Below are 14,143 nucleotides of genomic sequence, written 5' to 3'. Positions count from 1 at the left end.
GCTTTGTATGGACTACGCCGCATCTTTGATTTCCAATCTGGAGATATCCAGTCTAACTGTATTTGCAGCATTCCGTTTAAGTTCATCCACAATCTTCACATATATCATCGTTGTCTCAATACGCTTATGACCCAACATTTTTGAAACTACATAGATATCCGTTCCCCGCGCCAACTGCAGGGTAGCAAATGTGTGCCTGAAACAATGGAAGGTAATCTTCTTTTCGATTTTGGCTGCTCTGATCCAATCACTCAGGACATATCTCACGCGGCTATAGGTGAGATTGGGAAATACCGGTGTATCCCAATTTCCGCGTGTACCCATTAAGGCGACTGCAATATCTGATACAGGAAGCACATCCGCCGATTTGGTTTTTTCCTGCGTGAACTGTATGTAGTAATTTCCTTTGGCTCCACGGATTTCTGACCATAATAAAGTTTTAATATCCGAGAAGCGTAGACCTGTCAATGCAGCAACAAGCGATGCCCTTCGAATATCCTCTGATGCACACGGGGTATCGGCAAGCCGCTGTAACTCGTCCTGGAACAGAAACTCCCGATGGGTTTCAGCTGGGCTTATGCCATCGATCATTTCAGCTATATCCTCATACAAATATTTCTTTTTAAAAGCTTGCTTTAAAGAATAGGTGAACTTCACAAAATAACTCACCTGTGTGTTTCTTTTAATTGGTCTTTTCCATCTTCCCAACGCCGGTGCCTGTTTTAAATAGTCGGCATATTCTTCACAGAACGTTTCGTTGATTTGTCGGAAAGAGACAAACTCGCCTGCAAAATCTTTGAAATATACAATCGCGTTCTTCCAGTTTTCCAATGTCGAGCCTTTCCGCTTATTCATCAACGCTTCGAAAAATAGGAGGAAATTGCTATCCAATTTGGAGTTGGGGACATAAGCAAAACGCCTGTTCTGAACTTCCAGTTGCGTATTGGCGCAGATATGAGTCGCAAGTTCCAGGGTTTCCTTATTGTGTCTTTTTTCCAACTCAGTCTTTGGCCTTCTATAGGTATAAAGTTCGAGAAATTGCCATCTCGTTACCTTACCGGTAACAGGATGTGGTACCGGTGGATAAATATCAAGGTAAAGGCTCATCCTTCCCTGACTTATCGGTTTCTTCCTCAACTTTACTTTCATATCAACCTACATCTTTGAACCGCCTGCACAATTGTAATAAAAATATTATGGTGGCAAAATCATCCGCAATTTTTGCACCTGTACATTTTACTATGGCGGTCCGCTTCATAATTTCGTTTGCAAATGTTCAACGTCTCTCTTAAGTACGTAAACCCTGTTTTTCTCCTTTATCTTCTCGATCGCATGGTCTTTAAGAATTTTTTCGACGGCGGTTCGTGATCTGCCCAATATCTTGGCAATCTCATCTATTGAATACCGCTCATCGGGCGCAATCCGCTCATTCAATTCCGATGCCCATTTATCGATATCCGATCGAAGTACATAGGTATGGTTTCCCACCAGCTGCTTTTGTATTCCCCGGCGCATGATCCCATAGTATACCGCAGATGGAGAAAGTCCGAGTAGTTTTTCAGCCTCTCCAATAGTATAACAGGCTACCGGATCTAAAGGCCGGATCTCCCTTGGGTAAGTATTTTCCCCTTGCTCAAAACCATCAAGTAAGCTGTCAATCACTGCTTTGGGCACCAAAATATTCCTACCATCCTTTTGTTTCCGGACATTGTTTGCAGTGATCATCTTCTGTAATGTGCTGGGTGACACGTCATATTTATCCAGTACCTCAACTATGGTATAACACTCATCTCTCTCCAGCGGCCGGTCAGTATTTTCTTTTTTCACCAGCTGTGCCAGGGGTACAAAGTCATCGGGACCTGAAAATAGCGCATCGAGATCCTCCCTCTTTATCCTGGTCTTCCTGACACCGAAATTCGTTGCAGGTAGCCGACCGCTGTTGATCATTTCATTGATGACCTGTCGGCGAAGTCCCATCAGAAGAGCGGCTTCTTTTACGGACAGCACAGCCTTTTCTTTCACATCAAGCAATGGTTTATTTCGGACAATGGCAGTTTGAGCCACAGCGACCTCAACCTTCTTTCCCCGCTGCAGCGCTTTGTAAGCCCTTCGGTTACATACGTGGCTACAATACCTGGTAACCGTGGTTCTGGCTTCAAACTCATTACCGCAATACTCACATATCTTTTTGACTTTGATATTCGATGACATATCCGCCTGTTTTTTGTTCAGCTATAATATGCTATATTGTGTTCAACTAGGTTTGTTTAGGTTCATTAAGGTTCATTAAGGCCGCTAAACTCTCCCAATTTTCAAATGCCATTTGATTCCCGCTTTTGAGTAACAAATGAGCAACAAAAATACCTGAAAACCGACGAACAAAAAAGGTGGGTGGCGTAAACAAAAAGCCTGTAAAAGTTAATTTACAGGCTCTTACGTAATAAAAAAACGTGATATTTCCGAATGTTACTGAGGTCTACTTCCCGATGCAAAACTTACTGAATATGTTATCCAAGAGGTCTTCCGTGCTTACTTGTCCCGTAATCTCTCCTAAATGATGGAGTGCCTGCCTTATGTCCATCGCTAGAAAGTCTGAGGTAATCGGGTTATCAATTCCGTACAAAACCTTTTCCAGCGATGCTTGCGTTTTAAGAAGCGCCTCTACATGTCGAATATTGGTTACCATTACATCATCTACATTAATATTTCGGAGACTTACCTGATTTAAGAGCTCTTCTTTCAGCGCCTCTACCCCATCTCCACTTTTAGCTGATATAAATACCGGGTTAAGCGGCTCGTATTGGGCTAACGCATCGGGTGATAACAGATCCTTTTTATTGATGACCAGAACAAAAGGCGTTCTCAGTAAAATCAGATCCGCCACCTGAATGGAAACCTCTTCAAATGCATCATCAACCGGATCTACCAAATAAATAACCAATCGGGCCTTTTTCATTTTCTCGCGCGTACGTTCTACCCCTTTCGCTTCAATAATATCTTCCGTATCCCGAATGCCAGCCGTATCGATAAAACGGAAGCTTACTCCTTGAATGTTGATTTCATCCTCAATGGTATCCCGCGTTGTACCGGCAATATCAGACACAATCGCTCTTTCTTCGTTTAGCAAAGCATTCAACAGCGTGGATTTACCCACATTTGGTTTACCGGCAATAACGATCGGAACGCCATTCTTTAGCACATTACCTTGCTCAAACGATAAAATAAGTCGGTGTAACACTTTAATGATCTCCAGGATGAGATCCTTGAGTTGACTGCGGTTTGCAAATTCGACATCTTCCTCTGAAAAATCGAGCTCCAGCTCAATCATAGAAGCAAAATGAATCAGCTGTTCCCGTAATTGTTTTAATTCATTGGAGAAGCCACCACGCATTTGCTGCATTGCAACTTGATGTGAAGCGGCCGAATTAGAAGCAATCAAATCTGCCACAGCCTCCGCCTGTGATAGATCCATTCCTCCATGCAAAAAAGCTCTAAGTGTAAATTCCCCCGGTTTTGCAGCACGGGCACCTTTTCTTATAAAAAGCTTAATAATGCTTTCTACAATATACTTGGAACCATGCGTAGAAACCTCTACTACATTTTCTCTCGTATAAGAATGGGGTGCAATAAAAATAGAAGCCAGCACTTCATCTAAAATTTTCCCACCCTCGTCGCGGATGGTTCCAAAATGCACTGTATGGCTTGCTTGTTTGCTTAAATCTTTTCCCTTAAAGACGCCGTTTACTATTTCAATTGCTTGTGGTCCCGACAAACGGATAACGGCAATGGCACCGCTTCCTGTGGGTGTCGCAAGTGCAACAATTGTGTCAGCACTTTCGGCTTCCATGCTTATTATTGACATACACAAAGATACTTATTTGTTAGGAGATAATTTCTAGCGATGAATTTAAATATCATTGCTCATAACCTCCTATCAAAATGTACGCCATCTTTTATTTAACAGGCATTTTAACTATTCCTCCTCGCTTTGTCCATACGAATCATTGCACCAAAGTCGAGCTGTTTTTCCATTGCTTCTACCGTTAAGGCAATCCGTTTGGTACGCGTTGCTTCCGTTTTGGCTTCATTGATCCATTTGATAAAGTAATGCTGGTGCGACTTTGCCAGGGATAGAAATTGGTTGATCCAAGTCTCCTCCTCACAAAGGCATAACTCAAGATCTTCGGGTATTTCCATTTTGAAGTCGGTATCCTCTTCCAGCTCCAGCTGGATGATATCACCTTCTTCTTTACGGATTTTTTTTCGCAGCGATGCCCTTAATGCTAAAATAAAATTGCCCTCACCCATGGGGGTAAGGGCTAATCCATGCACAGGCTGCTGATCTATTATCCCTCTTACACGAAAACTCTTTCGATAGTCTGATTTTAACTGCTCTGCAAGCGCTCGCGGAATTTCGATGTAAGACCAGCCGCTCTTTTCGCCTTTGCTGCTAAATTTTAGTATCTCAGCTTGGAAAACAATCATAACATTCTACACTCAATCTACTAATTCACTTTATCTTTTGTTGTTTTTTCTACCAGATCACCGTCTTTCAAGGTTTTGCTGATGGCATTGAACGGCCGTATTACTACTTCCTGCCCCTCTTTCAGTCCTGATAAGATACGGATATAAGCATCGTCCTGAATACCGGTAGTTACCTCGACTTGTTTCACCTTGGTTGTGGCCGGATCATAAACAAATACATATTCCTTTACATTCGATTTAAATCCATCGTCTTTTTTAGCGTCATTGGCCGTGCTGTCCTTCTTCGCGGTTGCATCTTCGCGCGTTGTTACCGCTTGGATAGGAACGGCTAAACCGGTATCTTTTTCCGTCAAGATATCAACTGTAGCCGACAATCCCGGTCTAAAAGGAGATGGATTGGGCCGGTTCGGTTTTAACAAATCTTCGTACGACTCCGGTAAGATTCGAACTTTCACCGTAAAATTCGTTACCTGATCCGTGTTGGAAGTGGTTGTGGTAGAGGAAGAAGACAAGGCATTTGCTGACGAAGAGCTTGCAATCTCCGTTACAATGCCCTTAAATTTTCTGCCTCGGAATGCATCGATTTCGATGGTAGCTTCATTGTTCAACGAAACCCGGTTGATGTCACTTTCATTTACATCCACGTTCACTTCCATTGAACTCATGTTAGCAATGCGCATAATCTCGGTTCCCGCCATCTGCGCAGTTCCTACCACGCGCTCTCCCTGCTCAGCCCCCAACCAGGAGATAACGCCATCTACCGGTGCATAAATGGTCGTTCTCGCCAAATTATCGCCCGCCTCTTTCACCGCTGCTTGCGATTGGTCGATTCCGTAACGAGAGCCAATTACATTCTGCCGTTGTGCTTCTACACTCGCGAGGGCACTTTCGTAGTCGGTTCTGGCTTTATCAAATTCCGCGGCCGAAATTACTTTCCGATTGTAAAGCTGTTGCGTCCGTTTAAAAGTAGCTTCCATAATATTTAAGGAAGCTTCGGATTGCTTCAATTGTTGTTGTGCAGAAGCTAATGCAGCACGTTGTGAATTTAAAGAAGCAACGGCTTTGTCATACCCTGATTGTAAGATGTCCGGCTTAATACGACATAAAATTTGTCCTTTCGTCACCACTTCTCCCTCCTTCACATTCAGCTCCACAATTTCTCCGGACACTTCCGAGCTCAGCTTTACTTCTTTTTCAGGCTGTACCTTGCCACTAGCCGATACCGTTTCCTGAACCGTCCGCTTCTCCGCTTTCTCGGTGGCAATCAATTCTTTCTTTGGCCCACCGATCCAGCCCATCTTGCCGGCTATAACCACCAGGATAAGCAAAACAACTGCACCAATGATGATATATTTAAGTGTACCTTTTTTCTTCTTCGCCATGGTTTATTTTGATGTTATGATAAATATAATAGCCCATTAATTATTAAAGGTGATGGGGCGACCTAAATAAAAGTCAATCACCTTGCTTCTAAAAATAAAGTCGTATCGTGCTTGAATAAAATCAAATTCAGCTTTATTCTTGGCAGTTTGTTGTGTGGATAGCTCTACCGCATTTGCCAAACCTACATCGTAACGCTGTTTCAACACCTCAAAAGCATCCGAAGCCGATTTAAAATTTTCTTGCGTAGAGTAATACTTCTTCTCAGCCGTTCTTAGATCCAATACCGCCTGATTAACCACTTTATTCAGGTTGTTCTTCGCTAAGCGTTCATCATTCACCGCACTTTCGTAAGAAATCTTGGCTTTTCTTAAGGTGATGTTTCTTCTGTAATTGTCAAAAATGGGAATACTTAATTGTGCAAAAACGTTTGTATTCTTGTTACGATCCAGTTGCCTGCCTAAACTAACGGGTGTAACTATTATCTGGTCCCCAACAATATGCCTGTCACCTGCCTGCGATGAATAGTTCGTCCCATAACCAGCTCCAATGGATAATTGCGGATAAAAACCTCCTTTGGCGATGTCTATGTTTTTTAATGCCACCAATGTATTATATTCCGCCACCTTAATATCGGGATATTGTTGCACGGCCTCTTGATAAATGTCTTCTGCTACATAGCTGGAAACCAATTTTGCTACATCCGGCAAGGGCGGTTTTTCCAGGGCAATATCATTTACCGGGTTCATTTCCATTAACTGTTTCAGATCCAGGATGGATAAATCGTAAGCATTTTGCGCGGTAACCAGGTTTAATTCATCGGTGGCTAATTGGCTCTTCGCTTGGGATAAGTCGGCCAGCGTCTTATTACCTACTTCATAATTATATTTCTGCGCTTCTAATTGCTCGGTCGATAATGCCACCTGTTGCTTAGCAGCCGTAGCCATATCCTTATTACTTAAGGCTTCCAAGTATTTGGTTACCACCTGTAGTACCAGATCATTTTTTACTTTATCGACATTGGTTTGATTGGACAGCAATTGGTATTTATTCGCTTTAATCTGGTTTACTTTTTGAAAACCACCAAACAGCAGCATATTACCCGTTACACTCGCACCTGCTTGTGTAACTGATGTATTAATCAAGGTTCCCGCAGTCTGGTCAAAACTTAAACCCCAATTCTTAGACCCTTGTACGGTACCACTAACCGATGGGTAAAGGTCCATCTTCGCCTGCAACACATCCTCTTCACTCAGCGAGCTTTGAAAGACAGCCTGTTTAACCTGTAAATTATTACGTAAAGCCTGATCTAGAGCTTCTCGGATGGTAATGGTTTTCTGCGCGCTGGCGGAAACGGAGATGGCACATGCAATTAGTACTGAGCTGCCATATTTAAAATATTTCATTGCGGGTTTACGTTGTATCATCTAGTAAATTTTTCTCAACTTCTTATTAATGTATTTAATTGTTTTACCTTCGCCCTAAACAAATCACTGCGCCGTAAAATGAATATTGTCAAATCACCTTTATGGTTACGCTTACTTCTACCTAAACTCACCTGGAATCGCAATCGGAAAGAAAAGCATATTTATTTAACCTTTGACGACGGACCCATACCTGATGTTACACCAGAGGTATTAAATATCTTAAAAAAATATAACATTCAAGCTACCTTCTTTTGCGTTGGCGAAAACATTATTAAACATCCTGAAATTTTTGAGCAAGTCAAGCTTCAAGGCCATCGAGTAGGCAATCACACCTATAACCATTTAAAAGGCTGGCAAACACCTTTAGCTACTTATTTGGAAAATGTAGAGAAATGCCAACAGCTTACCCAAACGAATCTATTTCGTCCTCCTTATGGTAAGTGCACCCTTCCACAGTTCAAAAAACTAAGAGATACATACGAAATCATCATGTGGGATGTGATAACCTACGACTTTGATCACAAATTGAGCCCCGAAGCCTGTTACCAAAATGCCATACAGCATGTTACCAACGGTTCTATCGTCGTATTTCACGACAATATAAAAGCTGTACCGCGCTTACTTTACGCCCTCCCAAAAGCCATTGACTATTGGCTGGATAAGGGTTATGAATTTAAGCTTTTGTAGTGATAGTTAAGTGGTTGAGTAGTTGAGTAGTTGAGTGGTTAAGTAGTTAAGTGGTTGAGTGGTTAAGTAGTTAAGTAGGAAATTAGCCGATTATTCGTAAGTGTTTGCTTTTTTTGGTACTCATGAGCTCCCTACGGTCGGTTAGACAATGTGATAATAGGTGGTTTGTGCAAGCCTAATGCTTACTGCTTATAGCTTATTGCCTAAAGCCTACTTATGGCTTATCGCCTAAATCCTTTAATAAAATCTTGTGTCCTGATACCTTTGTCTTATGTCTGGGTTAAGTTGAATAGTTAAATCGTTGAGTAGTTGAGTAAGGAATTAACTTATGTGATAATGGGCGTTCATCATTCATCATTCATCATTCATCATTCATCATTCATCACTCGTTATCCCCCCTACTCAATCGTGGTAGATGCCCGTGTTATACTATGAGCACTAAAATACCCTAAAGCGCCATTGCTAAAGTTTGATTTCGGATTGGCGGGTGCGGCAGAGCCCGGGTTGTTCGACTGAATGCCGTTGAAATAGGTATAAACAGCTTGATCGATGCAATGCTGCTCCACCTCTACATAATCGCCCACAGCTAAATCCAGGTCTTCATGATATAAATTTCTTTGCACCTTCTTGCCGTCATTAAACTTATCATTATAAGCAAAAACGAAGTTCGAGGGTTTTCCATTCACGGCAACCAGGTACCGATAATAATTCTTCTCGCCGGGCGGGTCCTGATATACAACCCCCACCGTTTTCTCCTCGTCGCCAAAAAAGCTATCGGTCACCGTCCCGATGGAGTCAATGGCAATAGGCGCAGGCATCGTTGAACTAGCCATATATTGCTCATTCTCAAAGTCGACTGTCAATCTATAAGTCCGGCCTGGATTCGCCTGATAGTTGTTTATTCGATATTGTCCCGGGCTCACCTCTGTAAAGGTACGCTCCGCGGACGTTCCTTCTTCTTGGATTTTCACAACGGCACCGGACTGCGGGTTATTGGTACTGTTTGATGAGAAGGGTACCGTTTTGGATATATAAACATAATGCGTTGTTTCGGTATTCGACACCCCGCCTTCTATCACCAACACCTGATCAGCTTCTTTTAATTCAATATCAATCACTTCTTCACAGGAACTTAAACCAAAAAGAATCATTGAAACAGTTAAAATATTTATATACAATTGCTTATTTAAAAAAGAAAGGGATTTTTTCATAGTTATCATCCTTAAAATTTAAAATTCCACGTTACTGAAGGTATAATACCAAACAAGGCCACTTTATAGGCTTCCGTAACATTCGGGTCATTTTCATTTTCCCTAAAATCAATAATATAAGCGTTTTTCCGGTTATAGGCATTATAGAGACCAAAGGTCCAGCTCGACTTAAAACGTTTTCCGGGTTTCGATTCCAGCGTCGCCCCTAAATCCAAGCGGTGATAATCCGGCATACGATAACCATTTCGCTCCGTATAGTACCAAGTGGATTTACCACCGATACTATATTTTCCACTTGGGAAGGTAACGGCATTACCCGTGTAATATACAAAGGTTCCGGAGAAACTCCAACGATCGGAAAATTTGTACATACCCACAATCGCAATATTGTGGATACGGTCTTGGCGGGCAGCAAACCAATTACCATTGTTGATTTCATCAAATCTTCTTTTACTTCGGGATAATGTATAGCTAACCCACCCATTCAAGCGGCCCGTTCTTTTCTTCATAAAAAGTTCCAGTCCGTAAGACTTACCCACACCATATACCAATTCCGCTTCTACATGCGCGTTTGCCTGTAAATCAGCAGCATTTTTATAATCGATCTGATTTTGCATATCCTTGTAGTACACCTCCGCAGAAAATTCGTACTGATCATCATTAAAATTCCGATAATACCCCAAGGCACCCTGATCCGCTATTTGGGGCTTTATATTGTTACTGCTCAATACCCAGGCATCCGTCGGTAACGATGAGGTTGTATTCGTGAGCTGATGTAAGTTTTGTGTATTGCGGTTATAGGAAGCTTTCACGCTGCTATTCTCATTGAGCATATAGTTGACGGAAAATCGCGGTTCCGGATTAATGTAGCTCTTTACCAATTTACCACTTCCATAAATATCGGTTTGAATAATATCACCTTCTGAATCATAAGTATTAAATTCACCGGGCCCCATTAATAAGAAGGAATTCAATCGCAAGCCATAAATAAAGCTGAGCCGATTACTAGGTTTCCATTCATGCGAGAGGTACGCCGCCAGCTCATAGCCTTGCCTATTTTCAATTCGCAACGAATTGATATCCGATTCTTCCGAGGCGTCGATACCCGCCGGTGAGATTTCCTGCCGCATTAGGTTTAATCCGAAACGTAGATTGCTGCGACTACTTGAAAAGTAATGAAAATCCTGTTTCAAGTTCAAATTCTGTATACGCGAGTTGATTTTCAAATCATTGTTATCGGTATACACGCCCACATTATACTTAAAGTCGCTGTAAATAAATGAGGTGTTTGAGAAAAGTCGGCTATTGAAGACATGGTTCCACCGTAAGGTTCCGGTAGCATTTCCCCAATCGAAATCGAAGTCGTTTGCATAGCCCAGCACGTCCTTTCCGAAATAACCTGAAAGATAGAGTGTATTGTTTTGATCAAGCTGATAATTGGCTTTTAAGTTCAAATCATAAAAATACAGAACGCTGCTGTTTACCGAAGTGTCCGAAGAAAGCTTCAGAAATAAATCAGCGTAGGTACGCCTACCGCTTAACATAAAAGACCCCTTGCCCTTCTTTATGGGGCCCTCCACCTTTAATCGAGAAGCAATTAGGCCGATGCCGCCATCCATACCGAAACGTTGATTATTACCATCCAGCATATTGACGTCCAGTACCGACGCCAAGCGCCCACCGTATTGCGCAGGCATTCCACCCTTATACAGGTTAACATCTTTGATCGCATCGGAGTTAAAGGTAGAGAAGAAGCCCATCAAATGGGATGCATTATAAACCATGGCTTCATCAAGTAAAATCAAATTTTGATCGGTTGTTCCTCCCCGCACAAAAAAACCGCTATTCCCTTCGCCCGCACTTAACACTCCCGGGAGCAATTGAATGGTTTTTAACACGTCGCGTTCCCCAAACAATACGGGCACATTATTCACTTCCTTAATGCTAATTTTGTTGACACCCATTTGCGGGCTTTCGATTTGCTCCCTACTCGAAACGGCATTGATTTCGACTGTTTCGAGTTGATTAGCCGGCTCCAGTGAAAAATCCAGGCGGAGATCCCCGCTTAATTCAACCGCTCGTTCTTGCATGGTATAGCCTACCGAGGATACCTGAATGGTGTACCTTCCTTTTGCCAGGCTTAATGAGTAAAAGCCATACGAATTGGCGCTAACACCGGAAGCGTTCTCTTTCACCTTGATGCTGGCGCCGATCAATGTCTCACCACTGGAAGCGTCTCTCACGGTGCCACTAAGCGTTATTTGTTGGGCGAAGGAAAAGGAAAAGAAATAGAGAGAAATAGTAATTGATAAAATAAAAGCTTTCAAGGCCTTGCGTTTAATATGAATTTATGAGCTTTTTTGCGTGCACTTTATTCCACTAGACGCAGGGCACTTTAAAATGTTACAAATAAATTACAAATTTATTGTGCGTATTAAAAGGCATATCCAATCGAAATGGAGCCAAACTGATGGGCAGTGGCATTACTTTTAACTTCTTTGGTATTAAACTGGAGATGCGCGTCGATCGTTACGTGACGATGCGCATAAGTGAAGCCAACAATTTGACTAAGCATCCAAGGCTTAATGCCAAAGGTAACAGGTCCTTTGTCATCCAGTAACATCCCTCCCTGTATGCTCGCATCGTATAATCGGTAAAACAGCATTGGCCGATAGTAAAAGTAACGCTCTTTATTGACAACCTCGCCTTTTTGAAATAACCGACTCCCGTTATAAGCAGACGCGTACAAAGCGTTCAATTTGCCAAGCCGCAATACCGGGCCCGCACCGATAAAACTTTGATTTAAGCCCAGAGACATGCTTGATTGAAGCTGCAGATCCATTTTACCGGAGGTACTTCGTAGTAGCAGTCGACTATACTTCGCCCGCAAATCCAGTGTTACATGATCGCGCAATTGATACTCCCAACCGCTGATTTCATAAAAGCCGAACAGATTGTGAAAACCTTCCTGTAGCGCCTCGCCAAAAGCACCTTTACCATATAAGCCCACTTCTGCACCAAGGTTTAAGCTCGATTCGTCCCGATAGAACCATGCCTTGTTCACCCGTCCATATAAATAGGCGGTAAAAGGCCTGTCCATCAATACCAACTCGCTGAAACCGTTATATGCATTATATAGTTTATGGCCTATCGCTATTCCCCAGATCTTCTTCTTAGCACTCGCAGCACTAAAATCCTTGTCGACTAATTGACGATAGCTAAAGGATATTCCGTTAGTATAGTATTGGTCCTGATTAATGAACAAATAGGCATCGTTATCACTATGAATAGACAATTCATGTAACAGTTCAGTCTGCGCACGTCCTTTATACGCAATTAAACATAAAAAAATACACACGCCCATCAATAGGACTTGCGTATGGCTGATCGATCGTAAGCTCATGAAGAAGAGCCAAACTTATACAAATTGAAAATATCAGTCAAGGTGAATGAAACAAAGTTGTTAATGAATCCTTAAATATGACAAAACAACTTCAATTTTCCGGAGATTTTTATATCTTGCGCAAAAACGTTTTAACAGTTAACCACAGTAAACGAATCAGAACTAAAGAACAACAAAAACATTAAGAAAAAACAAATGAAGAAGATTTCACTAAGTATCTGTGCCTGTTTATTCCTGGCTACAGCTACCTTTGCGCAAAAGCCAAATGCCTTAAGCTCTAAAGAAAAGAAAGATGGATGGGTGCTTCTATTTGATGGAAAGTCCACTACAGGATGGCACACCTATCAAAAAGACAAGGCCACTGCCGCATGGTCTGTCAAAGACGGTGCCTTAGTTTTCGATCCAACCGTTGATAAGGCGGAAAAAGGCGATTTGGTAACCGACGCCGAATATGAAAATTACGATCTGACCTTGGAGTGGAAAATAAGTGACGGCGGAAACAGTGGTGTTATATTTGGTATCCATGAAGATCCAAAATATGGTGCAACTTACCAAACAGGAATAGAAATGCAAGTATTGGATAACATCAATGCGGGTGATCGCTTTATTCCCAATCACTTAGCAGGTTCATTATACGATTTAATCGGAGGACCTGACGTTTCCAAACCAAAGCCGGTTGGCGAATGGAACCAAGCGCGTATTCTGTATAATCAAGGAGAAATTACTTTGTGGTTAAACGGGGTACAAACTGCTCATGTCAAAAAAGGTTCTGAAGAATGGAATCAATTGATTGCCAAAAGTAAATTCCACGATTGGGAAGGATTTGCCAAGTATCCTAAAGGAAAAATTGCCTTACAGGATCATGGGAATGTCGTCTCTTTCAGAAACATCAAAATCAAGCAGTTATAACAGGGATTACCTTCGGTGAATCCCTGTTGGTCAGCTTCGCCTTTAACATATAGATGAAGGTGTTTAGATTAAAAGAACGATTTTTTTTGTCACTTTCTTCCGCTGACCACGAAGTAGCTTGAATGCCTTTAAAAACGAACGAGTGATGAAAAAAGTAACCAAAACCGACCGTAGGGAGCTCATGAGTACCAAAAATGGACAGAACGCGAATAAACTCATCGCTTGGAACTTTGCTTTAAAGGTAGTGCCTCAACGTAACGTGCAAACCGCAAATTTCCTAGGCGATATTTCAGCAGAACGGAAGGCTTCTACTTTTAACCCGACGTATTAGCCTTAGCTTAGTACTATAGACTTGTGCGTCGGAAGAACGGCCTTGGAGGATACCGAAGCAACGAGCAGTATAGCATTTGCACACCTGTTCATCTTGCAGCACACAAGCGGATTGAGGAAGTGAAACGGCTCCAATACGCGCCACGAATGCTTTGCCATCGGTTGCGAGGTAGCCTACACAGCCTTGATCTTTTGTAACTTTTGGATCAAACCAAAAGTTAAATGCCTTTAAAAACTAACGAGTGATGAAAAAAGTTGATTAAAAAAATCGTTCCTTTTATAAGCGTAAAATTCTTGACAATTATAATTAG

Annotated in this window: 12 protein-coding genes; 3 read left to right on the top strand and 9 right to left on the bottom strand. The window is 42.0% G+C overall.

Annotated elements, in window-relative coordinates:
- Positions 1–12 precede the first annotated feature (12 nt).
- From E0E36_RS08285 to E0E36_RS08260, 6 genes are all read right to left on the bottom strand, one after another.
- Positions 13–1,149: a site-specific integrase gene (locus E0E36_RS08285; protein ID WP_130855554.1), complete on the bottom strand. Its 1,137-nt coding sequence runs from the start codon at positions 1,147–1,149 to the stop codon at positions 13–15.
- 105 nt (positions 1,150–1,254) lie between these two features.
- Positions 1,255–2,211, bottom strand: a complete 957-nt coding sequence (locus tag E0E36_RS08280) for a helix-turn-helix domain-containing protein (RefSeq protein ID WP_130855553.1) — start codon at positions 2,209–2,211, stop codon at positions 1,255–1,257.
- Between the two features lie 265 nt (positions 2,212–2,476).
- A complete protein-coding gene (gene mnmE, locus E0E36_RS08275) occupies positions 2,477–3,862 on the bottom strand; it encodes a tRNA uridine-5-carboxymethylaminomethyl(34) synthesis GTPase MnmE (RefSeq protein ID WP_130855552.1) in 1,386 nt (461 codons plus the stop codon).
- Positions 3,863–3,969: 107 nt separating this feature from the next.
- Entirely contained in the window at positions 3,970–4,485 is a 516-nt protein-coding gene (locus tag E0E36_RS08270) for a YdeI/OmpD-associated family protein (protein WP_130855551.1), read from the bottom strand.
- A gap of 20 nt (positions 4,486–4,505) precedes the next feature.
- Positions 4,506–5,867 (bottom strand): efflux RND transporter periplasmic adaptor subunit, encoded by a 1,362-nt coding sequence (locus E0E36_RS08265; RefSeq protein ID WP_013667383.1) that lies wholly within the window; start codon positions 5,865–5,867, stop codon positions 4,506–4,508.
- A gap of 36 nt (positions 5,868–5,903) precedes the next feature.
- Positions 5,904–7,271, bottom strand: a complete 1,368-nt coding sequence (locus E0E36_RS08260; RefSeq protein WP_130856048.1) for a TolC family protein — start codon at positions 7,269–7,271, stop codon at positions 5,904–5,906.
- Positions 7,272–7,370: 99 nt separating this feature from the next.
- Here E0E36_RS08260 and E0E36_RS08255 point away from each other — a divergent pair, with 99 nt between their 5' ends.
- Positions 7,371–7,979, top strand: coding sequence for a polysaccharide deacetylase family protein (locus E0E36_RS08255; protein WP_130855550.1), 609 nt, complete (start codon positions 7,371–7,373; stop codon positions 7,977–7,979).
- A gap of 398 nt (positions 7,980–8,377) precedes the next feature.
- Here the strand turns inward: E0E36_RS08255 and E0E36_RS08250 are convergent, their stop codons facing one another.
- The 3 genes from E0E36_RS08250 to E0E36_RS08240 all read right to left on the bottom strand — a co-directional run bounded on the left by E0E36_RS08250 (position 8,378) and on the right by E0E36_RS08240 (position 12,593).
- On the bottom strand, positions 8,378–9,190 hold the full coding sequence (locus tag E0E36_RS08250; RefSeq protein WP_165446943.1) for a DUF4249 domain-containing protein: 813 nt from the start codon (positions 9,188–9,190) through the stop codon (positions 8,378–8,380).
- An 11-nt stretch (positions 9,191–9,201) separates the two neighbouring features.
- Positions 9,202–11,517 carry a TonB-dependent receptor gene (locus E0E36_RS08245; protein WP_130855548.1) on the bottom strand — a complete coding sequence of 772 codons (2,316 nt, stop codon included), beginning with the start codon at positions 11,515–11,517 and terminating at the stop codon, positions 9,202–9,204.
- Between the two features lie 107 nt (positions 11,518–11,624).
- Positions 11,625–12,593 (bottom strand): lipid A deacylase LpxR family protein, encoded by a 969-nt coding sequence (locus tag E0E36_RS08240; RefSeq protein WP_130855547.1) that lies wholly within the window; start codon positions 12,591–12,593, stop codon positions 11,625–11,627.
- Between the two features lie 195 nt (positions 12,594–12,788).
- On the opposite strand from E0E36_RS08240, the gene E0E36_RS08235 reads away from it, so the two are divergent.
- Complete coding sequence (locus E0E36_RS08235) at positions 12,789–13,502, top strand: 3-keto-disaccharide hydrolase (protein ID WP_013667389.1); 714 nt, start codon at positions 12,789–12,791, stop codon at positions 13,500–13,502.
- A 145-nt stretch (positions 13,503–13,647) separates the two neighbouring features.
- A complete protein-coding gene (locus E0E36_RS08230) occupies positions 13,648–13,833 on the top strand; it encodes a hypothetical protein (protein ID WP_130855546.1) in 186 nt (61 codons plus the stop codon).
- The last annotated feature ends 310 nt before the right edge of the window (positions 13,834–14,143 follow it).

The organism is Olivibacter jilunii, assembly GCF_900607235.1.
In the GTDB taxonomy this organism is placed as follows: Bacteria; Bacteroidota; Bacteroidia; order Sphingobacteriales; family Sphingobacteriaceae; genus Olivibacter; species Olivibacter oleidegradans.
The sequence above is the reverse complement of the archived record's forward strand: the minus strand, read 5'-3'. Positions and strand labels throughout refer to the sequence as shown.

Excerpts from the sequence above, each read along its gene's own strand:
- E0E36_RS08235 (WP_013667389.1), top strand. The coding sequence starts at position 12,789 with ATGAAGAAGATTTCACTAAGTATCTGTGCCTGTTTATTCCTGGCTACA.
- E0E36_RS08270 (WP_130855551.1), bottom strand. The coding sequence starts at position 4,485 with ATGATTGTTTTCCAAGCTGAGATACTAAAATTTAGCAGCAAAGGCGAA.
- E0E36_RS08250 (WP_165446943.1), bottom strand. The coding sequence starts at position 9,190 with ATGAAAAAATCCCTTTCTTTTTTAAATAAGCAATTGTATATAAATATT.
- E0E36_RS08230 (WP_130855546.1), top strand. The coding sequence starts at position 13,648 with ATGAAAAAAGTAACCAAAACCGACCGTAGGGAGCTCATGAGTACCAAA.
- E0E36_RS08285 (WP_130855554.1), bottom strand. The coding sequence starts at position 1,149 with ATGAAAGTAAAGTTGAGGAAGAAACCGATAAGTCAGGGAAGGATGAGC.
- E0E36_RS08280 (WP_130855553.1), bottom strand. The coding sequence starts at position 2,211 with ATGTCATCGAATATCAAAGTCAAAAAGATATGTGAGTATTGCGGTAAT.
- mnmE (WP_130855552.1), bottom strand. The coding sequence starts at position 3,862 with ATGTCAATAATAAGCATGGAAGCCGAAAGTGCTGACACAATTGTTGCA.
- E0E36_RS08265 (WP_013667383.1), bottom strand. The coding sequence starts at position 5,867 with ATGGCGAAGAAGAAAAAAGGTACACTTAAATATATCATCATTGGTGCA.
- E0E36_RS08255 (WP_130855550.1), top strand. The coding sequence starts at position 7,371 with ATGAATATTGTCAAATCACCTTTATGGTTACGCTTACTTCTACCTAAA.
- E0E36_RS08240 (WP_130855547.1), bottom strand. The coding sequence starts at position 12,593 with ATGAGCTTACGATCGATCAGCCATACGCAAGTCCTATTGATGGGCGTG.
- E0E36_RS08260 (WP_130856048.1), bottom strand. The coding sequence starts at position 7,271 with ATGAAATATTTTAAATATGGCAGCTCAGTACTAATTGCATGTGCCATC.